This is a genomic window from Variovorax pasteuri (genome assembly GCF_051216435.1).
In the GTDB taxonomy this organism is placed as follows: Bacteria; Pseudomonadota; Gammaproteobacteria; order Burkholderiales; family Burkholderiaceae_C; genus Variovorax.
Genome location: NZ_JBPJZS010000001.1, coordinates 212,301 through 235,294, shown reverse-complemented (window position 1 = coordinate 235,294; position 22,994 = coordinate 212,301). Strand labels below are relative to the sequence as shown.

General features: G+C 65.8%; 19 protein-coding genes. 2 read left to right on the top strand and 17 right to left on the bottom strand.

All coding sequences use genetic code 11. The features are described 5' to 3' along the window. From ACSFBM_RS01045 to tal, 8 genes are all read right to left on the bottom strand, one after another. Positions 1-858, bottom strand: coding sequence for a carbohydrate ABC transporter permease (locus tag ACSFBM_RS01045; protein ID WP_435482741.1), 858 nt, complete (start codon positions 856-858; stop codon positions 1-3). A gap of 149 nt (positions 859-1,007) precedes the next feature. Continuing rightward, positions 1,008-2,318, bottom strand: a complete 1,311-nt coding sequence (locus ACSFBM_RS01040) for an ABC transporter substrate-binding protein (protein ID WP_435482740.1) — start codon at positions 2,316-2,318, stop codon at positions 1,008-1,010. A gap of 352 nt (positions 2,319-2,670) precedes the next feature. Beyond that, a complete protein-coding gene (locus ACSFBM_RS01035; RefSeq protein ID WP_435482739.1) occupies positions 2,671-3,249 on the bottom strand; it encodes a hypothetical protein in 579 nt (192 codons plus the stop codon). Beyond that, a complete protein-coding gene (locus tag ACSFBM_RS01030; RefSeq protein WP_435482738.1) occupies positions 3,246-3,692 on the bottom strand; it encodes a hypothetical protein in 447 nt (148 codons plus the stop codon). Before ACSFBM_RS01030 ends, ACSFBM_RS01035 begins: the two co-directional genes overlap by 4 nt. A gap of 3 nt (positions 3,693-3,695) precedes the next feature. Next, positions 3,696-4,526, bottom strand: a complete 831-nt coding sequence (locus ACSFBM_RS01025) for a M23 family metallopeptidase (protein ID WP_435482737.1) — start codon at positions 4,524-4,526, stop codon at positions 3,696-3,698. Between the two features lie 11 nt (positions 4,527-4,537). Beyond that, positions 4,538-6,994, bottom strand: coding sequence for a type VI secretion system Vgr family protein (locus tag ACSFBM_RS01020; protein ID WP_435482736.1), 2,457 nt, complete (start codon positions 6,992-6,994; stop codon positions 4,538-4,540). 208 nt (positions 6,995-7,202) lie between these two features. After that, positions 7,203-8,759 (bottom strand): glucose-6-phosphate isomerase, encoded by a 1,557-nt coding sequence (gene pgi, locus ACSFBM_RS01015; protein ID WP_435482735.1) that lies wholly within the window; start codon positions 8,757-8,759, stop codon positions 7,203-7,205. A gap of 2 nt (positions 8,760-8,761) precedes the next feature. Beyond that, positions 8,762-9,718 (bottom strand): transaldolase, encoded by a 957-nt coding sequence (gene tal, locus ACSFBM_RS01010; protein ID WP_435482734.1) that lies wholly within the window; start codon positions 9,716-9,718, stop codon positions 8,762-8,764. Positions 9,719-9,989: 271 nt separating this feature from the next. Between tal and ACSFBM_RS01005 the strand changes: the two genes are divergently transcribed. Continuing rightward, positions 9,990-10,658, top strand: a complete 669-nt coding sequence (locus ACSFBM_RS01005) for a lipocalin family protein (RefSeq protein WP_435482733.1) — start codon at positions 9,990-9,992, stop codon at positions 10,656-10,658. Here the strand turns inward: ACSFBM_RS01005 and ACSFBM_RS01000 are convergent. From ACSFBM_RS01000 to ACSFBM_RS00985, 4 genes are read right to left on the bottom strand one after another with little or no spacing between them, the layout of a single operon-like run. Beyond that, positions 10,604-11,266, bottom strand: a complete 663-nt coding sequence (locus ACSFBM_RS01000) for an HAD family hydrolase (protein ID WP_435482732.1) — start codon at positions 11,264-11,266, stop codon at positions 10,604-10,606. The two genes, ACSFBM_RS01005 and ACSFBM_RS01000, sit on opposite strands and share 55 nt — an antisense overlap. Before the next feature lie 12 nt (positions 11,267-11,278). Then, positions 11,279-12,319 carry an ABC transporter ATP-binding protein gene (locus tag ACSFBM_RS00995; RefSeq protein WP_435482731.1) on the bottom strand — a complete coding sequence of 347 codons (1,041 nt, stop codon included), beginning with the start codon at positions 12,317-12,319 and terminating at the stop codon, positions 11,279-11,281. Then, a complete protein-coding gene (locus ACSFBM_RS00990) occupies positions 12,316-14,586 on the bottom strand; it encodes an ABC transporter permease (RefSeq protein WP_435482730.1) in 2,271 nt (756 codons plus the stop codon). The genes ACSFBM_RS00995 and ACSFBM_RS00990 overlap by 4 nt, the downstream gene beginning before the upstream one ends. Beyond that, the gene (locus ACSFBM_RS00985; RefSeq protein WP_435482729.1) at positions 14,587-15,600 is read right to left on the bottom strand and encodes an ABC transporter substrate-binding protein; all 1,014 of its coding nucleotides are present in this window, start codon (positions 15,598-15,600) and stop codon (positions 14,587-14,589) included. It abuts the gene before it with no gap. Between the two features lie 151 nt (positions 15,601-15,751). On the opposite strand from ACSFBM_RS00985, the gene zwf reads away from it, so the two are divergent. Beyond that, positions 15,752-17,224: a glucose-6-phosphate dehydrogenase gene (gene zwf / locus ACSFBM_RS00980; protein WP_435482728.1), complete on the top strand. Its 1,473-nt coding sequence runs from the start codon at positions 15,752-15,754 to the stop codon at positions 17,222-17,224. Positions 17,225-17,251: 27 nt separating this feature from the next. Here the strand turns inward: zwf and ygiD are convergent, their stop codons facing one another. The 5 genes from ygiD to ACSFBM_RS00955 all read right to left on the bottom strand — a co-directional run bounded on the left by ygiD (position 17,252) and on the right by ACSFBM_RS00955 (position 22,965). After that, the gene (gene ygiD, locus ACSFBM_RS00975) at positions 17,252-18,160 is read right to left on the bottom strand and encodes a 4,5-DOPA-extradiol-dioxygenase (RefSeq protein ID WP_435482727.1); all 909 of its coding nucleotides are present in this window, start codon (positions 18,158-18,160) and stop codon (positions 17,252-17,254) included. A gap of 107 nt (positions 18,161-18,267) precedes the next feature. Beyond that, a complete protein-coding gene (locus tag ACSFBM_RS00970; protein WP_435482726.1) occupies positions 18,268-19,308 on the bottom strand; it encodes an ABC transporter ATP-binding protein in 1,041 nt (346 codons plus the stop codon). Beyond that, a complete protein-coding gene (locus ACSFBM_RS00965) occupies positions 19,305-20,375 on the bottom strand; it encodes an ABC transporter ATP-binding protein (protein ID WP_435482725.1) in 1,071 nt (356 codons plus the stop codon). The genes ACSFBM_RS00970 and ACSFBM_RS00965 overlap by 4 nt, the downstream gene beginning before the upstream one ends. Positions 20,376-20,394: 19 nt before the next feature. Further along, positions 20,395-21,306 carry an ABC transporter permease gene (locus ACSFBM_RS00960; RefSeq protein WP_435441669.1) on the bottom strand — a complete coding sequence of 304 codons (912 nt, stop codon included), beginning with the start codon at positions 21,304-21,306 and terminating at the stop codon, positions 20,395-20,397. A 72-nt stretch (positions 21,307-21,378) separates the two neighbouring features. Further along, on the bottom strand, positions 21,379-22,965 hold the full coding sequence (locus ACSFBM_RS00955) for an ABC transporter substrate-binding protein (protein WP_435441668.1): 1,587 nt from the start codon (positions 22,963-22,965) through the stop codon (positions 21,379-21,381). Between the last annotated feature and the right edge of the window lie 29 nt (positions 22,966-22,994).

Sequence of the window (22,994 nt, the reverse complement as noted above, 5' to 3'; positions counted from 1 at the left end):
TCAGTCGAGGTTCTTGCCGATGATGCGAATGAGGAACACCGCGACGATGTTCGCCAGCACCACCGCGAACAGCGCACCGGCCGAAGCCACGCCCACGTCGAAATTCATGAGCGACTGCTTGAAGATCAGGTAGGTCATGTTCGTGCTCTCGTTGCCCGGGCCGCCGTTGGTGGTGATGGCGATCTCGGCGAACACGCTGAGCAGGAAGATCATCTCGATCATGATCACCACGGCCATCGGGCGGCCGAGGTGCGGAATCGTGAGATAGAAGAAGCGCTGGAACGAGCTCGCGCCGTCCATGCGCGCGGCCTCCATCTGCTCGCGGTCCAGCGACTGCAGCGAGGTGATGAAGATCAGGCAGGCGAAGGGCAGCCACTGCCAGGCCACCATGACGATCACCGAGAACAGCGGCACGTCGGTGAGCCAGTCCACCGGCGTGGCGCCGAAGAATCGCCACAGGTCGGCCAGCACACCGTAGATGGGGTTCATCATCATGTGCTTCCACAGCAGCGCATTGACCGCGGGCATGACGAAGAACGGCGAGATGAGCAGCACGCGCACGATGCCGCGCCCCGGGAAGGGCTCGTTCACCAGCAGCGCGAGCAGCACGCCGAACACCACCGTGATGACGATCACGCTGCCGATCAGCAGCAGCGTGTTCCATGTGGCCGGCCAGAAGTCGGGGTCGGTGACGAAGTAGTGAAAGTTCTCGAGGCCCGCGAACGTGCGTTCGCCGGGCTGCATGAGGTTGTAGTTGACGAACGAGAAGTACAACGTCATCAGCAGCGGCACGATCATCCAGAGGAAGAGCGTGAGCACCGCGGGCGCCATGAGGGCGCGGGGCAGGAGTCGTTTCATGAGGTATCCCTTCTTGTGGTCCCTGGCTCCTTCCCCGCTGGGGGAAGGCCGGGATGGGGGCTGCCTGTTCAGGCGCGGCGTTGTCGCGCGCGCCGCGTGCCCCCACCCCTACCCTCCCCCGCAAGGGGAGGGAGCAAAGCCCGCAGGCTTTACTTGTAGTACCCGGCCTTCTTCATCTCACGCTCGGCCGCGGTCTGCGAGGTCTTCAGCGCCTGGTCGACCGTGACCTTGCCCGACAGCGCCGCGCTCATCTGCTGGCCCACTGCCACGCCGATGGCCTGGAACTCCGGAATGGCCGCGTACTGCACGCCGACGTACGGCGACTTGGGCAGCGTGCTGTCCGTCAGGTTGGCGCTGTCGATGGCCTTCTTCTCGGCTTCGGCGAACTTGGCGACCTTCTGGAAATCGGGGTTCGCGTAGGTCGACTTGCGCGTGCCGGTCGGCACCGAGGCCCAGCCGGTCTCCTTGGCCACGAGGCTGATGTAGTCCTTGGAGGTGGCCCACTTGATGAACTTCTGCGCGGCCTCGTCCTTGGTCGAGCTGGCCGGAATGGCGAGGTTCCACGACCACAGCCAGTTGGCGCCCTTGGGCGTGCTGGCGGTCGGTGCCTGCGTGAACGCCACCTTGTCGGCCACCTTCGACTGCTTCGGATCGCTGACGAACGACGCGGCGATGGTCGCGTCGACCCAGGCCGCGCACTTGCCTTCATTGAAGAGCGCGAGGTTCTCGTTGAAGCTGTTGGCCGACGCGCCCGGAGGGCCGTCCTTCTTCATCATGTCGACGTAGAAGGTGATCGCGTCTTTCCAGGCCTTGGTGTCGATCTGCGGCTTCCATTGCATGTCGAACCACTGGCCGCCGTTGGTGTTGACCAGCGTGGTCAGGAAGGCCATGTTGTCGCCCCAGCCCGGCTTGCCGCGCAGGCACATGCCGTAGACGCCGCCCTTCGGGTCGTTGGCCTTGTCGGCGAACTCCTTCACCTGCGCCCAGGTCGGCTGGTCGGAAAACTTCACGCCCACCTTGTCGGCCAGGTCCTTGCGGTACATGAGCATCGAGCTCTCGCCGTAGAACGGCGCCGCGTACAGCTTGCCGTCGGTCGACAGGCCGTTACGGATGGCGGGCAGCAGGTCGTCGATGTCGTAGGCCGCATCGGTGGCGATGGGCTTGAGCCAGCCCTTCTTCGACCAGATCGGGGTTTCATACAGGCCGATGGTCATCACGTCGAACTGGCCGCCCTTGGTGGCGATGTCGGTGGTCACGCGCTGGCGCAACGTGCCTTCTTCGAGCGTGACCCACTTCAGCTTGATGTCGGGGTTGGCTTTCTCGAAGAAGGGGGTGAGCTTCTGCATCTCGATCATGTGGCCGTTGTTCACGGTCGCGATCACGAGTTCGGTGGCGGCTTGGGACACGACGCCCGTGCCGATGAGTGCGAGGACGAGGCCCGCTTTCAGAAAACGCTTCATGTTGTCTCCTAGAGGTGAGCGACGCCCTCTTCTTGTCGGGTCGCCGTGGGGTGGATTCTGGAGAAACGCCGTTGCAGCTTTGGTACTTCGACGGACAGCAATGGTACTTTCATGCACTACTTGACTGGGATATTCCCTAGTTACTGCAATACAGCATGCATGTTGCGGGGTCCAAAGGCCACAGCCGCCCAGCGACTGCTGCAACCGCCATGGCGGAGATCCACGCGTCTCACCAAGCGAGACCAATGCGGGTCGCGTGACATGCGCAGCGCAAACCGCAGGCCTCCAGCGTTCGAGACAACACTGAGAAACTTATTTACTTTTCGATTGAAATATCCAAGATTTCATCTTTTTATTTTTCGTACGAAATGTCCTTTATCAAATCAAGCACTGCCTCACGCTCCCTGGAGGTCAGTCTATCTCTTGGATCAATCTCAATATTAAAACACTGCGATTGAGCACGACAGATCAAATAGGTGTAAGTCGGCGTTTTCTGCCCGTCTCCAAAAAGATAATCAGAATAAGCAATCAAGCCACTCCAATTACGCCCATGTATTTTTCGTTGCCATGCGACGTGCCGAAAATAACGACCACCTGCATCCTCCTGCCGCATCAATTGAATCGGCGTCAGCGATTTCTTAGATGGGGCACGTGACCCCTCACCAATGCAATTAAAAACAATATTGGCTGCCACCTCTTTTTGCAAAATTCTCAAATTAATTCGGAAATCAAAATTGACGTATTTGGCAGAATCAAAAACACCTTCTTTTATCTCCTCCGAAATAATTTCCCTGGTTATTTCCTCTCCAAGATCGTAGCCGCATTCAATCTTGAGCCTGTCTGCAGCAGTGGGGCTAGAAAAATCCGTAGCATTTGCATTGCAGGGCAGATGAAGGGCGAGAACCATCCAGAGAATGGATACTGATTTCATACGGCCCTTTGCTGAACGTAGCTCTCTGGCTGAGGCTCGTAAATTTGTTGGGAATTCTCGAACAAAGGAACATCAGCCAAAACCATTAAAGCGTTCACAAATGCGACTGAGCGATCAACCAATCCGTTCATGTTGGGTGGATTTTGTCCCGTCGCGCCAGGAAAATTAACGGCAGTGGCGCAGTTGACGAAGGATTGAGGTGGCGAGGTCAGCATCGCGTTGATCGCGGCCGAGTCGCAGCGGCTGTTGTCGTCGGTCACGTCATCGTCGATCAGCTTCCAGCCTGCCCACTGCGGGAAATCGGCATCGCTGAATTTCCTGGTGTTGCTGGCATTCAGATTGATCCAGACACCGCCTGGTTGGCCCGGCACGACGACCTTGCGCCAGTGGGCTGCATTTGCGGGCAAGGGGTCCGTGCCCAGATTGCGACCGAAGCGCAGCAACTCTTACCAGCCACTGGGGCTGCTGTGGGGCTGGTCGGCTGCGTTCAGCCGGCCATGGCGCGCGTTCGCCTCGGTGTAGAGGTTGTATTCGGCATCGGCTTCTCGCGGCGCCGTTCCAACGATGCCGCCGCTGAGCTTGTATGTGGTGAGCGTGGCGCTACCCGCTTCATACCGGATGCCGATGACCAGGTCGTCGTTGCCACTGTCGCCGGCAGCCGTGGCCCCGGGGACGCCGGCTGGCTGCGCGCTGTACCACGGGCTCTTGGCGGGCACCAGCACATACATCTGGCCGTAAACCGCATCGATGCGACCGCTGCCACCGACAGCCAATTCCCCGGTGCTGCGTCCGACGAGCTTGAGGGTGTCGGCATCGCCCGCGATGATTTCCAGATGGATGCGGTCGCTCTCGCCATGAATGGTGCCAGCAAGTCCCAGCTTGTCCTTGCGATAGATGGCCCTGCCGACAGCGGGCAGGTCGCGATCCAGTTGCCGAAGATGTTGGGTGATGGAGTAGTAGGTGACGGTGACAGGCGTGGAGCCTTGCGCGCCGATCTCGCTCACGTGACGGATCACGACGCAACCCGTCGAATGGTCCTCGTTGTCGTAGCGCGCGTTGCCTGCGTCGCGTCTGAAGACCACGGTGCCGTCGGCAATGGCGCGCACGGGCTCCGTATTGGTGGGGGCGTGGATGTGAAGTCCGCCATGCCAGCCCATGGCCTGACTGATCGGGTAGGCACCACTGCCGACAATGCCACCGGGCATGACGCTACTGACGCACTGACCGTCATAGACGGGGATGTCGCTCAACGACAGGAAGGGAGGGCTGATGATCATGTCAATCGAGCTCAGAGAGAGAAGGGAAACTTGCCGTTTGTCTTCGGCAATACCTGGGGCACGTCGAAGGAAGTAACGGCCACCGGCAAGCTGTCGGGCCCCGCAAAGCTGTGCGTGGCCGCGTGCTCGCGCCACACCCCAGTGGTGCCATGCACGATGCCCGAGGCGTCCCACCGGGTGTAGCTGCTCCCCCCGTTGATCAGGATCTCTTCCTTGGCGGTGATGCTGATCCTGTGGGCCTCCAGCTTGATGTCGAGCTTGGCCATGAGCTTGATGCTGTTCTGCAGCGCCACGATGTCGATGCCTGCGGTGGCGGCCGTAAGGCGAATGGCCTTCCAGGCAAACAGGCGCATCGCATCCTTCACGCTCACCAGAAAGCCCTTGCCCGCACTGACGCTGGTATGCCCGCCGCTTGTCAACGCGTTGTGCCCGACGCTTGCAATGTGCGTCGTCGTCCCGGCGGTGCTGTGAATGCCTGCCGGGCTGGCAAGCACCAGGTGGGGTTCATCGAGTTCCGGGAACTGCCCTTGCGCAGTGCCGCCGCGCTTGCCCTTGACCGCGTCGTTGTGTTCCTTCAGGACCTTCGTGACGGCATCCTGATCGCCCGCTTCGTGCGCCTTGGCCTGCTGCGCCAGCTCGCTCATTCCCTCGTGCAGATCGCGCGCCTGCGTGAGCCTGACGAGGGTCTCCCCCATGTCGGTGATGTGCGCCTGCGCGTTGGGCCGGGCTTGCGTGGTGACCAGCAAGCCCTGGGCGGCGCGGATGGCGCCGTGGCCGTCGGTGCGCAGTTCGACACCCTGGCCCCGGTCGTCCTTGCGGCCGGTCGAGTCGTCGATGCGCCCGATGTGTCCCAGGCTCAAGCTGCTGCTCAGGTGGTCGCTCTTGAGCTGCGCCTGGATCTTGCCGGGATGGTCGTCCAGTTCGAGATGGTTGCCGCGGGCACTCTGGCCTTGTCCATCGGCACTCAGTTCACGGCTGCGAAAACCCGAGAGGTGCTTTTGCCCGGGCAGTTGCCTGGGCGGCATGTTCAACCGGTTGTAGACGCGCCCGGTGACGATGGGGCGATCAGGGTCCCCGTTCTCGAAGTCGACGATCACCTCCTGGCCGATGCGCGGCACATGCATGGCGCCGAAGTTGGTGCCGGCCCAAGAGGAGGCCACACGTATCCAGCAGGAAGAATTTTCGTCCTTCGTGCAGTAGCGATTCCAGTGGAAGCTGACCTTGATGCGGCCGTATTCGTCGGTCCAGATGTCCTGGCCGCTCGGGCCCGTGACGATGGCCGTCTGCGGCCCGGCGGTGCTCGGCTTGGGTTGCGTCTGCGGTGAGCGAAAGATCTTGTGGGCGGGTTGGACCTCGAAGTCGGCGTAGCACACGTAGCCGTCCTCGCCGCTGGCATGCGCGCTTTCGTGCAGGCGCAAGGTGCTGGCGATGACCAAGTACTCGAGGTTTGCCACATCCTGCGGGTAGTTGATCAGAGAGAAGGTGCATCCCGTGACGACCGCACGCAGGTTCCCGCTTCCGCGGCCCCGGCTGCCGGGGCCGCCGGTCGCTTCCATGCGCGTGCGCGCCAGGTCGCGGCCTTCTTCGGGATCGCTGTAGTCACCCGGCCACTTGTACAACTCACAGGCGTTGTTGCCCGTGTTGCGCGGCATCTTGGAGATCTGCCGAAGCCGGGCACGCGGCCGGGTGAAGTCGAAGTCGTCGGTGACCCATTGGCCCGATTCGAGGTTCTCGCTGCTGCAGAACTCGTTGCAGTGCTCTTCGTCGACCTGGTGCCCTGGCGGGTAGTAGCTGATGATCCGGTAGGCCTCGCTCTCGAAAGCCTTGTGTGCGCCTGCGTCGTCCACCAGCACCAGCCGGTGAGCAGCATCCTTGTGCTCGAAGAAATAGCAGATGCCGAACTCCTGCATCAGCCGCGTGATGAACTCGAAGTCCGTCTCGCCGTACTGCACCTGGAACACGCGCTGCGGGTAGCGATGGGTGACGCGCTTTTCAGTGGGAAAGCTGTAGTCGGCCAGCACCTCTTCGATGATCTCCAACGGCGTCCTGTTCTGGAAGATCCTGTAGTCGCTGGTGTGGGTGGCCAGGATCAGCCATGGGCGCAGAACGATTTCGTAGATGCCTCGCCGGTCTTCGGATCGCAGGAACCGCGCGCTCGTGACGAGGCCGTTGATCTCGCGCGTGCCCGCCCCCGTTCGGGCCGCTACACCGAAGCCCTTGCCGTCGAGCTCGATGCAGACACCGAACTCCTTGCCGATGAGTTGCTTGACCGGAACATTGGCCGTGACGTACTCGGTGAGTGCCGGGCTGTCGGGCGTCTGCAGCCGGACGGTGTATTCGAAGAGTTCGCCCAACGCCTCGTGGCCGTCGAGCGACTTGAATTCCAGCGCCGGGTTGCCCAGCAGGCTGGGCATTGCAACGCTGCCGACAGAGATGGTTCGTGAGCTGGTGAAGATGGAGGAAGGCACGCACAGACCTTGACGAGTGATCGTTCAAGAAGTCTCAGGGGTGCGTGCGCTGCACCATTGCAAACAATGGTCGCCCGGCCTCCATCGCCGAACAAAGCCGAAAAGAGTGAGAAGTAATTTGCAGAAGCCGCGCACTGCGGCGCGGTCAGGCCGTGTCGCTCACGCGGCTTCTGCGCGGCGCGCCGGCGTCGGCGCCCGCTGCAAATCGCTACCGCGAACTCAGACGCCGCAGCAACCCCGCCGTCGACGCATCAAGCCCCGTGACATCGCCCGAAGCCAACCGCGGCTCGATGTCTTTCGCGAGCACCTTGCCCAGCTCCACGCCCCACTGGTCGAAGCTGTTGATGCCCCACAGCGCACCGCTGGTGAACACGCGGTGCTCGTACATCGCGAGGAAGGCACCCAGCGATTCGGGCGTGAGCTTCTCGAACACGAAGAAGATGCTCGGCCGGTTGCCCGGAAAGTTCTTGTGGCCGCCTTCGTCGAGCTTGCCCACCATCAAGGCCTGCGCCTGTGCGAGCGCATTGGCCAGCAGCTTGGGGTGGTGGCCTTCGAGTTCGTGGGCCGCGTCGCGCACCGCCACGAATTCGAGCGGAATCACGTCGGTGCCCTGGTGCAGCATCTGGAAGTACGCATGCTGGCCGTTGGTGCCGGGCTCGCCCCACAGCACAGGCGACGTGCCGAAGGCCACCGGCTTGCCGCTCGCGTCGACCTGCTTGCCGTTGCTTTCCATCTCCAGCTGCTGCAGGTAGGCCGGCAGGCGCTTCAGGGCGCTGTGGTAGGGCGCGATGCCGCGGCTCGTGAACTTGTGGAAGTTGCGGTACCAGACGTCGAGCAGGCCCAGGCGCACCGGCAGGTTCTGTGCGAGCGGTGCGGTACGGAAGTGCTCGTCCATCGCATGCGCACCGGCCAGCAGCCGGCGAAAGCCCTCGGGGCCGATGGCCAGCGCGATCGGCAGGCCGATGGCCGACCACAGCGAATAGCGCCCGCCCACCCAGTCCCAGAAGCCGAAGGTGGTGTCGATGCCGAACTTCTTCGCGGCCTCGACGTTGGTGGTGAGCGCGGCGAAGTGGCCCGCGACGTCGGTGCCACCCGATTGCTCGTACCAGCGCTTGGCCGAGAGCGCGTTGGTCATCGTCTCGGTCGTTGTGAAGGTCTTCGAGGCAATGAGGAACAGCGTGTGCTCCGGTGCCAGGCCCTTCAGCACGCCGGCCAGCTCATGCCCGTCGACGTTCGAGACGAAATGAAAGCGCTTGCCCGGTGCGGCGAACTCGGCCAGCGCCAGCACCGCCATCTGCGGGCCGAGGTCGGAGCCGCCGATGCCGATGTTGACCACGTCGGTGATGGTGTGGTCGCCGCGCACCTTCTCGGCATAGGCCAGCATGGCGTCGAGCGTGGCGTGCACCTCGCGCAGCTCGTTCGCTGTCTTGGGGCCGGTCGGCGCATCGGCCGGCGCACGCAGCAGCGTGTGCAGCACGGCGCGGTCTTCGGTGTTGTTGATGTGCTCGCCCGTGAACATGGCGTCGCGGTGCGCCTCGAGGCCGCATTCGCGCGCCAGCGTGAGCAGCAGCTCTTCGGTGCGCGCGTCGATCAGGTTCTTCGACAGGTCGGCGAAGACATAAGGCGCCTCCTGGCTGAAGCGCGCGAAGCGGCCGGCGTCGTCGACGAAGGCGTGGCGCACGTCGAACTGGCGCCCGGCGATGTCGAAACTGGATTGCAGCTGCGCCCAGGCCGGCGCGCGATCGCAGCGTTGGGTCATGGCCATGTTTACTTGCCGCTTTCCTGCATGAGCTTCTCGAGCTTCACGGCGTCGGCCGCGAAGGCGCGAATGCCTTCGGCGAGCTTTTCCGTGGCCATGGCGTCTTCGTTGAGCGCGAAGCGGAAGCCCGCCTCGTCGTAGCTCACCTTCTTCGCATCGCCCTGGGTTGCAGCCTTGGCGTCGAGCGCGTGTTCGAGCGGCTCGTTGCTTGCGGCCAGCTCGGCCAGCAGCTCGGGGCTGATGGTCAGCAGGTCGCAGCCGGCCAGCGCCTGGATCTGGCCCACATTGCGAAAGCTCGCGCCCATGACCTCGGTCTTGATGCCGTGCTGCTTGTAGTAGTTGAAGATTTCACGCACCGACTTCACGCCGGGGTCGTTGGCACCCGCGTTGGCGGCCTCGTCCCACTTGGCGCCGGCCGACTTCTTGTACCAGTCGTAGATGCGGCCCACGAAGGGCGAAATGAGCTGCACGCCGGCGGCGCCGCAGGCCACGGCCTGCGCGAAGGAGAACAGCAGCGTGAGGTTGGTGCGGATGCCGCGCTTTTGCAGTTCGCGCGCGGCCTCGATGCCTTCCCAGGTGGAGGCCACCTTGATGAGCAGGCGCTTCTCGGTGTCGATGCCTTCGGCCTTGTAGAGCGCCACGATGCGCTCGCCGCGGGCGATGGTGGCGGGCGTGTCGAAGGACAGGCGGGCGTCGACTTCGGTGGACACGCGGCCCGGAATGATCTGAAGGATTTCGGTGCCGAAGTTGACCAGCAGGCGGTCGATGACCTCGTCCAGCGGCTTGCCGGCGTGCTTCTTCACGGTCTGGTCCAGCAAGGGCCGGTATTCGGGCTTCTGCACGGCCTTGAGGATGAGCGACGGGTTGGTGGTCGCATCCTGCGGCTTGGAAACGCTGAGCTGCTTGAAGTCACCGGTGTCTGCGACGACGGTGGTCCACTGGCGGAGGGCATCGAGTTGGTTCATGAAATCATTATCCTGTGCGGGTGGTGACAAGTCCTGCACGCAGTTGCGCGTCGGCCGATGTTTTCATGCGCACCGTAGCACGGGTTTTCGCGCGGCTCCATCAGCCTGATGCCTGTGGGGTTGTACGCGGGCCTGCGGCTTGCACCGTGCGTCGTTTCCAGCCTCCCGGCCCTACATCGGCTGTGGTCCGTGACTGACGGCCAGGTGCCCCACCCTGGGGCTACCCTTCGGAGCAAGCCGAACGTTTTCATCCCCTTCAGGAGTGCCCCCCATGACCCAACGCCCTCGCCCCGCCGCGCCCGTCGCCCGGCCTTTCGACGACCGCCGCACCAGCCATGCGATCGGTGTCATGGCCACGGCCTTCGTCGTGGGCGGCGTGGCCACCTGGCTGGCGCTGGGCGCGGCTCGCACCGCGCGCGCCCAGCCCGCGGGCCCAGCCGACGGCGCGCCGCTGATGAGGGCGCCGCTGCAGGTGGTTGCGCCGGTCGACCTGCAGCGCTATGCCGGCATCTGGCACGAGCAGGCCCGCCTGCCCAACCGGTTCCAGAAGCAATGTGCCGGCCCGGTCACGGCCGAGTACACGCCGCAACCCGATGGCACCGTGCAGGTGCTGAACCGCTGCGTGCGGCAGGACGGCAATTTCGACGAAGCCATCGGCTCCGCCCGCGTGGTGCCGGTGGCGGGCCAGCCCGGGGCGGGCCGTCTGGAGGTGCGCTTCGCCCCTTCATGGCTCAGCTGGCTGCCGCTGGTGTGGGGCGACTACTGGATCCTGAAGCTGGACCGCGACTACCAGGTCTCGCTGGTCGGCACGCCCAACCGCGAGTACCTGTGGGTGCTGTCGCGCGCGCCGCGCCTGGACGCCGCCGTGCTCGAAGCCGAGCTGGACTACGCCCGCAGCCTGGGGTTCGACACCGACAAGGTCGTGTTGACCGGCAGGTAACGCTGCAGCTGCGACGGCAGCATGGCCGGCGCGGTGCAATGGATGGCGTGCCAGCCGAAGGCGCGCGCCATCTCGACGTTGGCGGCCGAATCGTCGATGAACACCGTTTCTTCAGGGTCGAGGCCATGGCGCATGGCCAGCACCTCGTAGATCTCGCGCTCGGGCTTGAGAAACTTGACGTCTCCCGAGAACACCCCACCGTCGAATCGGCGCATGAACGCGTGCCGGCGCTCGATGGCTCGGGCATACGGCGCGGGCATGTTCGACAGGTAGTACAGCCGCAGCGGCTGGCCCGCCTCCCTGTGGCCGATCAGCTGCTCGAGCATCTCGACCGTGACGCCGATGGGCTCCAGCCGTTCGCCCAGCCCTTGGAGCATCGCGTGCAGCGGTGCGGTCGGCAACGACAGGCGGGCAGCCATGCGGGCGATGGCGTCGTCCAGCGTGCGGGTGCCGCAGTCGAAGCTGGTCCAGTCGTCGTGATGGAACAGCGCACGCCCCAACGCGGCCGCGGCGGCCTCAGTGGGCGCGTATTGCGGGAGATGGGTCTGTACCAGGCGGGTGGGCTCCCATGCGAACAGCACGGCACCCAGATCGAAAACCACGTTCATGGCGCCATTGTTTCATGCGCCCGGCACCACGCTCACGCCATGGGCTCCGAGGGACAGCGTCGTCTGCGCGCCGGCCGCCAGCGGACGGGCCAGGTCGGCCGACACCACGAAGACCGGCCCAAGGGTGGTGTCGAAGCCGTATTCGTAGAAGCTGCCGAGGTACGCCGCCTTGCGCAGCGTGGCCGGCAAGCCGTCGATCGCACCGATCTGCCAGGCCTCCGGACGCACCGCGACCTTCACCGTGCCGGGGGACACCGCATAGCGCGGCTGCAGCCGCAGCGGGCCCAGCACCACGCTGCCGTCGGCCTGGGCCGTGGCGGGAAACACCATCGCCTCGCCCATGAAGCCGGCGACGAACTCGCTCTCGGGCCTCCCATAGAGCTGCTCCGGCGTGCCGCGCTGGGCGATCACGCCGTGGTCCATCACGATGATCTGGTCGCTCACGGCCAGCGCCTCGCTCTGGTCGTGCGTGACATAGGCCACCGTGAGCTTCAGCCGCTGCTGCAGCATGCGGATTTCTTCCCGCATTTCGCGCCGCAGCCGCGCGTCAAGATTGGACAGCGGCTCGTCGAACAGCAGCACCGCCGGCTCCAGCACCAGCGCGCGCGCCAGGGCCACGCGCTGCTGCTGCCCGCCCGACAGCTCGCTGGGCAGCCGCTCGTCGAAGCCGACCAAGCCCACGCCGCGCAACGCCTCGCGGGCGCGCGCGGTGGCCTCGTCCTTCTTCACGCTGCTCATGCGCAGGCCGTAGCTCACGTTCTCGATCACGTTCATGTGCGGGAACAGCGCGTAGCTCTGGAACATCATGCTGACGTTGCGCTCGGCGGGGCCGAGCGTGGTGACGTCGCGCCCGCCCATGAAGATCGAGCCCGAGGTGGGGGATTCGAGCCCCGCGATCATGCGCAGCGTGGTCGTCTTGCCGCAGCCCGAGGGGCCGAGGATGGTGGTGAGCGTGCCCACGGGCACCTCGAAGCTGATGCCCTTGACGGCCAGCGGCGCGTTCTTGTCGGTGCCGTAGCGCTTGGTGACGTTGCGAAATTCGATGCCGTTCATGCCAGGCCTTCCATTTTGTGATGTCCTTGATGCTGCGGCGTGGCCCCTCGCCGCCCCAGCTTGCGCTCCCCCACCACGAACTGCACCAGCGCAATCGCCAGCGACATCAGGATCATGAGCACCGTGCAGTACGCCAGCGCAATGCCGTAGTCGCCGTTGCCCACGCGCCCGATGATGTAGGTGGTGGCCAGCTCGTTCTCGGCCGTGACCAGGAAGATCACCGCGCTCACCGTCGTCATGGCGCGCACGAAGCTGTAGACCAGCGCAGCCACCAGCGCGGGCTTCAAGAGCGGCAGCACCACCTTGAAGAGCGTCTGCGAGGTCGATGCACGCAGCATCAGCGAGGCCTCGTCGAGCGAGCGGTCCAGCTGCTTGAAGGCCGCTGTGCCGGCCCGCACGCCCACCGGCAGGTTGCGGAACATGAAGCACAGCACGATGATCAGCCCGGTGCCCGTGAGCTCGAAGGGCGGCACGTTGAAGGCCAGGATGTAGCTCACACCCAGCACCGTGCCCGGAATCGCAAACGCCAGCAGCGCGCCGAACTCGAAGAAGCCTTGCCCCTTGAACTCGTTGCGCGCCAGCAGCCACGCGATCAGCAGGCCCAGCGCCGCGGTGATGGGCGCCGAGATGCCCGCGAGCTTGAGCGTGGTGATCAGCGAGTTCCATGCGGTGCCGGCCCACACCAGCCCGAACTGGCCCCACTCGAGCGCGAAGGCGCTCTTGAAGTGGTTCAGCGTGAAGGTGTAGTCGCGCCCCCAGGTCTGCACGAAGCCGCCCGCGAAGGCGAACAGGTAGACCACGGCGGTGAAGGCGATCCACGGCAGCGCCACGCAGTAGATGGTGCGGCGCACGCCGTCGGGCAGCGCCATCGCGATGCCGGCGTCCCCCTTGCCGCTCACGGTGGTGTAGTTCTGCTTGCCCAGCAGGCCGCGCTGCAGCGCGAACACGCCGAGCGCGAACAGCGTGAGCACCCAGGCCAGCGAGGCCGCGCGGCCCTGGTCGTACTGCGCGCCGACGATGGCGAAGAAGATGTCGGTCGACAGCACCGAGAACTGCCCGCCCACCACCACCGGGTTGCCGAAGTCGGCAATGCTCTCGATGAAGCCGACCAGGAAGGCGTTGGCCAGCCCGGGCTTGAGCAGCGGCAACGTGATGGTGAAGAAGGTGCGGCGCCGGTCGGCGCGCAGCATCTGCGCGGCCTCCTCCAGGCTGGGCGCAATGCCCTGCACCACGCCGCGCATGATCATGAACGCGATGGGCGTGAAGGCGAACAGCTGCGCCACCAGCACGCCCGGCATGCCGTAGAACCAGCGCGTGGGCTCGATGCCGAACACGCTCTCGAGCACCTGGTTGACGATGCCGGCACGGCCGAACAGCAGGATCAGCCCCAGGCCCACCACGAAGGGTGGCGTGATGATCGGCAGCAGCGCCAGCACCCGCAACGCACCCTGCCCGCGCTTGCTGCCGCGCTCGGCCATCAGCGCCATCAGGGTGCCGAGGAAGGTGGTGCCGGCGGCCGTGAGCAGCGCCAGCACCAGCGTGTTCCATGCCACGCCGCAGCGCACGCCGCCGGCAAGGCAACCCACGCCCCAGATGCGCTCGGTGAACACACGCGCGACGAAGGCGGTGATCGACCATTGCCCGTCTTCATTGAAGAACGCGCCGGCCAGCGCCTTGCTCACCGGGTAGGCGATGAACAGCGCCATCAGCACGCCGCAGCCGATGACGGCGGCGGACACGAACAGGTCGCCCTTGAACAGGCCCAGCCGCGCCATGCCGAAGGCCGCCAGCAGCACCAGGGCGGTGAGCGCCACGAAGCCGCCCGCGCCGATGCCGAACTGGTTGATGGCCAGCTCGCCGAACTGCGTAGTGAGTGCCGCGAAGCTCCAGCCCTTGGCCCCGATGGTGAAGCCCGCAACGGCCAGCCCGATGAAGCCGATCGCGCCACCGGCCAGCAGCCAGCGCCCTTGCGCCTTGCCGGCCGGCCGCCATGCACCCACGGCGCACAACGCCAGCCCCACCAGCCCGATGAACAGCCAGACGCGCCCCTGCGTGGCCGCCTGCATCAGGCCGTTGGCGCCCTCCGCCTGGCCGAAGACCTGCGGAACGGCCTCGTACCAGGTGGCGTCCTGGATCGCGTACCAGGGCAGCAGCAGGTAGGCCGCGAAGCCCAGCGCCACCCATGCCCAGATCCAGCGCTGCGAGCGCCGGGCCGCCGCCAGGGACGCCGGGTTGGCCGGCGCACCGTCGATGGAACGCGCGTCCACTTAGCGGGGCAGCGAGTTGACGTCTTTTTCCCAGCGCGCGATCAGGCGGCGGCGCTCGGCGCTGGCGCCGTACTTGGCGTAGTCGTAGTTGATGAACTTGATCGTCTTGAAGTCCGGAATGCGCGGATCGAGCTTGGCGTTCACGTTGCTCGGCAGCTGGAACTGCTTGTTGGCGGCGCCCAGTTCCTGCGCGCCGGGCGTGAGCGCCCATTCGTAGAACTTCTTGGCGGCGTCGAGGTTGCGCGCGCCCTTGATGATGCTCATGGAGCCGATCTCGGCGCCCGTGCCGTCGCTCGGCGTGATGGTCTCGACGGGGAAGCCCTGCATCTTCTCGCCCGGGCCGTCGTGCACGAAGCTGATGGAGATCGCGGTTTCGCCGCGCGCCACCGCCTTGATGGGGCCGGTGCCCGAGCGGGTGTACTGGCCCACGTTCTTGTGCAGCGCCTTCAAATAGTCGAAGGCCTTGTCCTCGCCCATCATCTGCACGAGCGTGGCAATCATGGTGTAGGCCGTGCCGCTCGATGCGGGGTTGGCCACCTGGATGTCGCCCTTGTATTCGGGCTTGAGCAGGTCGGCCCAGGCCTTGGGCACGGGCAGCTTCTTCTTGGCGAGCAGCTCGGGGTTGTAGCCGAAGCCCAGCGGGCCCGAGTAGATGCCGACCGTCTTGTAGCCCGACTGCTTGGCCTGCTGCTGCGCCCAGGGGTGCAGCTGCGACAGGGTGGGCGACTTGTATTCGAGCGTGAGGCCCTGCTCGGCCGCCTGCAGGTGCGGGTCGCCGGTGCCGCCGAACCAGACGTCGGTCTTGGGGTTGTCCTTCTCGGCGATCAACTGGGCCAGCGCCTCGCCGGAGCCCTTGAGCGCCATGTTGATGCGGACGCCCGTGGTGCGTGCATAGACGGTGGAGATCACGTTGCACCATTCGGCCTGCACCGAACAGATCACGTTCACGGTCTGGGCCGAGGCCGCGGCCGACAGGCCCAGCAGCGCGGCTGCGGTAAAAATCTTGCTCTTCATTGGGAATCTCCGCCTCTTCAACAAAAAAAGGCCTTGCGGCCACGTGGCAGCATAGCTTTAGTACAGGTTTCGAAAATCGGTACAAGTACCATCGCGACTGCACCCCCAGGCCTGCGGCCTGCTCGGCATCCAGACAAAGGAAAGTTTTTTCATGAGCTTCGATCTCGTTCTGTTCGGCGGTACCGGTGACCTCGCATGGCGCAAGCTGATGCCCGCGCTGTTCCAGGCATTCCGGCACGGCAGCCTTCCGCAGGACGGCCGCATCATCGGCGTGGCGCGGGACGATCACTCCGACGACCAGTACCGCGAACTCATCCAGTCGCGCTTCAGCGCGGTCGAGGGTTCCAAGCGCCCGTCACCCGAAGAGTTCAAGAAGTTCGCGTCGATGCTGCACTACCTGCGCATGGACCTGTCCAAGCCCGACGACTATGCGCGGCTGGCCGAGCTGCTCAAGCAGCGCAATGCCGACACGGTGGTGATGTACGTGGCGACCGCGCCCGCGCTTTTCACGCAGGTGGTCGAGCAGATTGCCGCGGCGGGCCTGAACGGGCCGAGCACGCGCATCGTGCTCGAAAAGCCGCTGGGCCACGACCTTGCGTCGAACCGCGCCATCAATGCGGCGGTGAGCAAGGTGCTCGAGGAAAAGCAGGTCTTTCGCATCGACCACTACCTCGGCAAGCCCTCGGTGCAGAACCTGTTCGCCATGCGCTTCGGCAATGCGCTGTTCGAGCCCATCTGGCGGCGCGAGCACATCGCCAACATCCAGATCACCATCGCGGAAGACCTGGGCGTGGAAAAGCGCGGCGCCTTCTACGACCAGACCGGCGCGCTGCGCGACATGGTGCAGAACCACGCGCTGCAGCTGCTGTGCGCCGTGGCCATGGAGCCGCCGATCAACGCGCATGCAGACGCCATCCGCGACGAGAAGCTCAAGGTGCTGCGCGCGCTGAAGCCCTGGACCCCCGAGAGCCTGAACCTGCATGCGGTGCGCGGCCAGTACACCGCCGGCACGGCCTACGGCGAGCGGGTGCAGGGCTACCGCGACGAACCCGGCGTGCCGCCCGACAGCCGCACCGAGACCTTCGTGGCGCTGCGCACCGAAATCGCCAACTGGCGCTGGGCCGGCGTGCCCTTCTACATCCGCACCGGCAAGCGCCTGGGCTCGCGCGACGCACGCATCGAGGTCAACTTCAGGCCCACGCCGCACGCCATCTACCGCGCGCCGGCCGGCAACGTCAACAAGCTGGTGATCAACCTGCAGCCCAAGGACGGGCTGGAACTGCACATGCTCGCGCAGGCGCAGGACAACCGCCAGCGCAGCAGCGGAGCGAACAGCGCCGCCACGCAACTGGCGCCGGTGCAGCTCGACCTGGACTTCGACAAGCGCTTCGGCTCCGAACGCGTGGGCGCCTACGAGCGCCTGCTGCTCGACGTGATCGACGGGCGCCTCAACCTGTTCGTGCGCAGCGACGAGCAGGAAGAGGCGTGGCGCTGGGTCGAGCCTCTGATCGACAGCTGGGCATCGGATGGCGGTCCGCGCCCCTATGCGGCCGGCACCTGGGGCCCGAGCGCATCGAGCGCGATGATTGCGCGCGACGGGTTCGCCTGGGGCGAGGAGCAGTAACCCGCCCTTGCGGCCGCGCGGTCAGCCTCAGCCGAACTGCAGGCACCGCATGCTGAGCGTGCCCGACTGGAATCCCTCGTAGACCGTCTTCGCACGCTCGCCGATGCCGGCGGCGCCGAGGGTGTAGAGAAAGGGGTAGTAGTGGTCGGGCATTGCCACGGCGGTGGACGCCCCCGCCAGCTTCTCGTAGTCGACCAGCGCGCGGTCGTCGCGCCCCGCCAGCGCCGACTTCACCGCATCGTCGAAAGCCTGCGCCCACGGCCGGCTCGCGCTCGGCCCGTCGGGCGTGCCGCGGTCCGTGGCGCGCAGGTTGTGCACCACGTTGCCGCTGCCCATCACGAGCACACCCCTGTCGCGCAAGGCAGCCAGGTCGCGCCCCACGGCGTAGTGGAAGGCGGCCGGCTTGTCGTAGTCGATGCTGAGCTGGAACACGGGCACGTCGGCCTTGGGATAAAGGTGCTTCAGCACCGACCACGTGCCATGGTCGAGGCCCCACTGGTCGGTGGCGATCACGGCCGACTGCTTCACCACGCCGACGGTTTCGCGGGCCAGCGCGGGATGGCCCGGCGCGGGGTACTGAACATCGAACAGCGCCTGCGGGAAGCCGCCGAAATCGTGGATCGTCTTCGGGTTCGCCTGCACGCCGACACCGGTGGCGCCGCGGCTGAGCCAGTGCGCCGACACGCTGAGGATGGCCGAGGGCCGCGGCAGCTCCCTGCCCCATGCCGACAGCCGGCGCGTGAAGGCGTTGTCGGCGATGGCGTTCATGGGCGTGCCGTGGCCGATGAACACGACCGGCATGCGCCGCGAAGGCGCGCCAGCGGCCTGCACGCTGCAGGCCAGGGAAGCGAGCACCGCGGTCGCGCCCAGGGCGGAGCCCATCAGGAAGCCGCGGCGGCCCAGTTCGGAGTGTGCAAGCGTCGTCGTCATTGGCATGGCGGCACTCTGCAGCAGTTCTGTGCGCAAGGCGGTGCCTTTGCGCACACTTTTCGAAAGAGGCCAGCGTCCGGCCAGCGCACGCAACAACCTATGGAAGCTTCAACCTAGATGCGCCCTTCCTCGGCCGCATGGCAGGCCACCTGCACGCCCTTGATGCTCAGCAACTTCGGCCGCTCGGCCGAGCAGCGCGCATTGGCGTGCGGGCAGCGCGGATGAAAGGCGCAGCCCGTGGGCGGGTTCAGCGGGTTGGGCACCTCGCCCTGCACCGGCGTGCGCTGGCGGCCGGTGTGCTTCATCTGCGGAATGGCGTCGAGCAGCATGCGCGTGTACGGATGCTGGGGCGCCGCAAACAGCGCCTGCTTGTCAGCCACTTCGACCAGCCGGCCGAGGTACATCACGCCGACCTGGTCGGCCACGTGCCGCACCACCGCAAGGTTGTGCGAGATGAAAAGATACGTCAGGCCCTGCTCGCGCTGCAGGTCCTTCATGATGTTGAGCACCTGCGCCTGCACGCTCACGTCGAGCGCCGAGGTGGGCTCGTCGCACACCAGGAACTCGGGCTGCGTGGCGAGCGCGCGCGCAATGGAAATGCGCTGGCGCTGGCCGCCGGAGAACTGGTGCGGGTACTTGCTCATGTCCAGCGGCGAGAGGCCGACCGACTTCAGCAGTTCGCCCACGCGCTCGCGCAGCGCAGCCTTGTCGCTCAGGATGTCGTGCTCGCGCAGCGGCTCGCCGATGATGTCCTCCACGATCCAGCGCGGGTTCAGGCTCGCGTACGGGTCCTGGAAGATCATCTGGATGCGGCGGCGCAGCTTGCGGCCCTCGGGCGTCTTGAACGCGGCATGCGCGTCCTGGCCGTCGAACTGCAGGCCGCCGCGCGTGGGCGCGTACAGGCCCACCAGCAGGCGCGCCACAGTGCTCTTGCCGCAGCCCGATTCGCCCACCAGCGCCAGCGTCTTGCCGCGCTCGATGGAAAAGCTCACGCCGTCCACCGCATGCAGCAGCACGCGCGGCTTGCGTTCGAGCACGCGGTTGAGCCAGGGCGGGGACACGTCGAAGGTGCGCGCGAGATCGTGCGCGACCACGAGCGGTTCACCGGTGACGGCCGCGGTCGTGGCGATGACGGGTTCGGTCACGGCGCTCATCGCGTCACCTCCACGAGGGGTTCGGACGCCTCGGGCGCGGCGCGTTCGCCGCCTGCCAGGGCGTCATGGTGCTTCGCGGCGATCTCGGCCTGCCCCGCATGCGGGTCGGCGCCGTCGTGCAGCCAGCAGGCCGCGCGCGTGGCGCCGGCATGCATGAGCTCGGGCCGCTCGGTCAGGCAGCGTGCAAAGGTGCGCGGGCAGCGCGGGTTGTAGGCACAGCCGGTGGGAATGGCGTTGAGCCGCGGCATGGCGCCGTCGATCTGGTTGAGCCGTTCGCGGTCGCTCGTCATGTCCGGAATCGAGGCCATCAGGCCCGAGGTGTAGGGGTGCGAGGGCTGGTGGATCACCTCGTGCACCGGGCCGATCTCGGCGATGCGGCCGGCATACATCACGGCCACGCGGTCGCAGGTCTCGGCGATCACGCCCATGTCGTGCGTGATGAGCATCACCGCCGCGCCGCGCTCCTTGCAGATGCGCTTGAGCAGCTGAATGATCTGCGCCTGGATCGACACGTCGAGCGCGGTGGTCGGCTCGTCGGCCACGATGAGCTTGGGCTCCGCGGCGAGTGCCAGCGCAATCACCACGCGCTGGCGCATGCCGCCGGAGAACTGGTGCGGAAAGTGGTCAATGCGCTGTTCGGCGGCGGGAATGCCGGTGTCCTGCAGCAGGCCGATGGCGCGCTTGCGCGCTTCGGACTCGGTCACGGGCAAGTGGGCGCGGATCGTCTCGACCAGTTGCCGGCCCACGCTGTAGAGCGGGTTCAGCGAAGTGAGCGGGTCCTGGAAGATCGCGCCGATCTTGCGCCCGCGAATGGGCCGCATGGCATCGAAACCGAGGTTGTCGATGCGCTGGCCTTCGAGCAGGATCTCCCCGCCGGCCACGCGCCCGGGCGGCTCGAGCAGGCCGATGATGGCCGCGCCCGTGAGCGACTTGCCCGCGCCCGACTCACCCACCACACCCAGGATTTCCCCGGGTGCGATGTCGAAGGAAATGCGGTCGATGGCACGCAGCGTGCCGCGGCGGTGCGGAAATTCGACGACGAGGTCTTTGACCTGGAGCAGCGTCATGGTGGCGTTGTCCTTGTGTTCAGCGCAAGCGCGGGTTGAGCGCGTCGCGCAGCCAGTCGCCCAGCAGGTTCACGCTGAGTGCGATCAGCACCAGCATCAGGCCCGGAAACACCGTGATCCACCATTCACCCGAGAACAGGTACTGGTTGCCGATGCTGATGAGCGTGCCCAGCGAGGGCGAGGTCGGCGGCACGCCCACGCCCAGGAACGACAGCGTGGCCTCGGTGATGATGGCCGTGGCCACCTGGATCGTGGCCAGCACCATCACCGGCCCCATCACATTGGGCAGCACGTGGCGCAGCATGATGCGCACGGGCGCCACGCCGGTGACGCGCGCGGCCTGCACGTATTCCTTGTTGCGCTCCACCAGCGTGGAGCCGCGCACCGTGCGCGCGTACTGGACCCAGCCGGTCAGCGAAATGGAAATGATCAGCACGCCGAACGCCAGCGACTCGTGCGCGCCGGGAAAGAGCGCGCGGCCGACGCCCGAGATGAGCAGCGCCACCAGGATGGGCGGGAACGACAGCATCACGTCGCACACGCGCATGAGGAAAGAGTCGAGCCACCCGCCGAAGAAGCCGGCCAGCAGGCCGAGCACCACGCCCACCACGAGCGACAGCGCCACCGACACCAGGCCGACGATCAGCGAGATGCGTGCGCCGTAGATGACGGCCGAGAGAATGTCGCGGCCCTGGTCGTCGGTGCCGAGCAGGTACTTGGAGGAGCCTTCGGCGGTCCACGCCGGCGGCAGCCGTGCGTCGCCGAGTTCGAGCACGGCAAGGTCGAAGGGGTTGTGCGGGGAAACCCATCCGGCGAACAACGCGCAGATGACGCAGACCAGCGCAATGAGCGCCGCTGCAATCGCCACCGGCGAAGTGCGGAAGCTGTAGCCGACATCGCTGTCGAGCCAACGGGCTAGTGTTTTTTTCATCGTGGGGCCAAAAGGAATGGGCCCGCAAGAAGCGGGCCCATGGTCGGGCCGCTCAGAGAGCGGCCCTGGGGATCACGGCTTGATGCTCATCCACTTGAACGGCATGTAGTTGTCGGCCATCTGCGTGAGCGACACCTTCTTGCTGACACCCCACGCCAGCGTCTGCTGGTGCAGCGGCAGGTGGCCGATGTCGGCGGTGTGCAGGTCGAAGGCTTCCTTGATCATCGCGTCGCGCTTGGGCTTGTCGGTTTCGGACTGGATCTTCTTGGTCAGCTCGTCGACCTTCGGGTTGCAGTACGCGCCCAGGTTGAACTGGCCGGCGCCGGTCTTGTCGTCGGGGCAGGCCATCAGCGCGGTCAGCGCGTTGTGCGAGTCGTAGGTGGTCGGGGTCCAGCCCAGCATGTAGAAGCTGGTGTCGCGGCGCAGCACCTTGGGGAAGTACGTGCCCTTGGTCTCGGCCACGAGGTTGATCTTCACGCCGATCTTCGCGAGGTTGGAGGCCACGCTCTGGCAGATCTGGCCGTCGTTCACGTAGCGGTCGTTCGGGCAGTTCAGCGACACCTCGAAGCCGTTGGGGTAGCCGGCGTCTGCCAGCAGCTTCTTGGCGCCTTCGACATCCAGCGGAAGGCGCTTGTCCTGCGCTTCGGTCCAGCCGTTGATGCCGGGGCCGACCATCAGGCCGGTCGGGCGCGAGGCGCCGCGCATCACGGTGCGCTGGATGCCGACGATGTCGATGGCCTGGTAGAAGGCCTGGCGCACGCGCTTGTCCTTGAACGGGTTCTTGCCCTTCACGCTCGAGTAGAGCAGCTCGTCGCGCTTCTGGTCCATGCCCAGGAAGATGGTGCGCAGTTCGGGGCCGGAGATGACGCGGGCCGTCGGGCTGGCGTTGACGCGCGCGATGTCCTGAACCGGCACCGGCTCCATCACGTCGACTTCGCCGGAGATGAGCGCGGCCACGCGGGTGGCCGGGTTGGCGATCGGGGTGAAGATGACTTCCTGCGCGTTGCCTTCGATCTTGCCCCAGTAGGTCGGGTTGCGCGTGAACACCGTGCGCACGTTCGGCTGGCGTTCGCGCACACGGTACGGGCCGGTGCCGTTGGCCTTGAACGAGGCGGTGTTCTCGATGCCCTTGCGGCGGTCCACGGGCGTGACGGCCTTGTTCTCTTCGCACCACTTCTTGCTCATGATCATGAGCTGCGTGATGACGTCGGGCAGGATCGGGAACGGGCCCTTGGTCTCGATCTCGATGGTGTACGGGTCGACCTTGCGGACTTCCTTGATGTCGGTGGTGTTCGACTTCATGTCCGAGCCGTCGCCCGAGGCGCGCGCGAAGCTGAAGATCACGTCGTCGGCGTTGAACGGCGTGCCGTCATGAAACTGCACGTTCTTGCGCAGTTCGAAGCGCCACACGGTGGGCGAGGTCTGCTTCCAGCTGGTGGCCAGCAACGGCGCGACGCTCAGGTCCTTGTTGCGCCCGACCAGGGTTTCATACACGTTGGCGGTGGTGCTCAGTTGCAGCGACTCGTTGAGCGAGTGCGGGTCGAGCGACAGGGCGTCCCCCTGGTTCGCAACGCGGATGGTCTGCGCGCCGGCAGCCATGCTGAGTGCGCCCAGGGCGCACATGACGGCGGCCGCAGCCACATTCTTCTTGAAACTCATGGAATCACTCCTCGGGTTGAAATCGAACA

What these genes read in the sequence shown, in the direction of transcription:
- ACSFBM_RS00965 (WP_435482725.1), bottom strand. Translation starts at nt 20,375, where the DNA reads ATGACGCTGCTCCAGGTCAAAGACCTCGTCGTCGAATTTCCGCACCGC.
- ACSFBM_RS01045 (WP_435482741.1), bottom strand. Translation starts at nt 858, where the DNA reads ATGAAACGACTCCTGCCCCGCGCCCTCATGGCGCCCGCGGTGCTCACG.
- ACSFBM_RS01025 (WP_435482737.1), bottom strand. Translation starts at nt 4,526, where the DNA reads ATGATCATCAGCCCTCCCTTCCTGTCGTTGAGCGACATCCCCGTCTAT.
- tal (WP_435482734.1), bottom strand. Translation starts at nt 9,718, where the DNA reads ATGAACCAACTCGATGCCCTCCGCCAGTGGACCACCGTCGTCGCAGAC.
- ACSFBM_RS00995 (WP_435482731.1), bottom strand. Translation starts at nt 12,319, where the DNA reads ATGAACGGCATCGAATTTCGCAACGTCACCAAGCGCTACGGCACCGAC.
- ACSFBM_RS01040 (WP_435482740.1), bottom strand. Translation starts at nt 2,318, where the DNA reads ATGAAGCGTTTTCTGAAAGCGGGCCTCGTCCTCGCACTCATCGGCACG.
- ACSFBM_RS00970 (WP_435482726.1), bottom strand. Translation starts at nt 19,308, where the DNA reads ATGAGCGCCGTGACCGAACCCGTCATCGCCACGACCGCGGCCGTCACC.
- zwf (WP_435482728.1), top strand. Translation starts at nt 15,752, where the DNA reads ATGAGCTTCGATCTCGTTCTGTTCGGCGGTACCGGTGACCTCGCATGG.
- ACSFBM_RS00955 (WP_435441668.1), bottom strand. Translation starts at nt 22,965, where the DNA reads ATGAGTTTCAAGAAGAATGTGGCTGCGGCCGCCGTCATGTGCGCCCTG.
- ACSFBM_RS01035 (WP_435482739.1), bottom strand. Translation starts at nt 3,249, where the DNA reads ATGAAATCAGTATCCATTCTCTGGATGGTTCTCGCCCTTCATCTGCCC.
- ACSFBM_RS00985 (WP_435482729.1), bottom strand. Translation starts at nt 15,600, where the DNA reads ATGAAGAGCAAGATTTTTACCGCAGCCGCGCTGCTGGGCCTGTCGGCC.
- ygiD (WP_435482727.1), bottom strand. Translation starts at nt 18,160, where the DNA reads ATGCCAATGACGACGACGCTTGCACACTCCGAACTGGGCCGCCGCGGC.
- ACSFBM_RS01005 (WP_435482733.1), top strand. Translation starts at nt 9,990, where the DNA reads ATGACCCAACGCCCTCGCCCCGCCGCGCCCGTCGCCCGGCCTTTCGAC.
- ACSFBM_RS00960 (WP_435441669.1), bottom strand. Translation starts at nt 21,306, where the DNA reads ATGAAAAAAACACTAGCCCGTTGGCTCGACAGCGATGTCGGCTACAGC.
- pgi (WP_435482735.1), bottom strand. Translation starts at nt 8,759, where the DNA reads ATGGCCATGACCCAACGCTGCGATCGCGCGCCGGCCTGGGCGCAGCTG.
- ACSFBM_RS01000 (WP_435482732.1), bottom strand. Translation starts at nt 11,266, where the DNA reads ATGAACGTGGTTTTCGATCTGGGTGCCGTGCTGTTCGCATGGGAGCCC.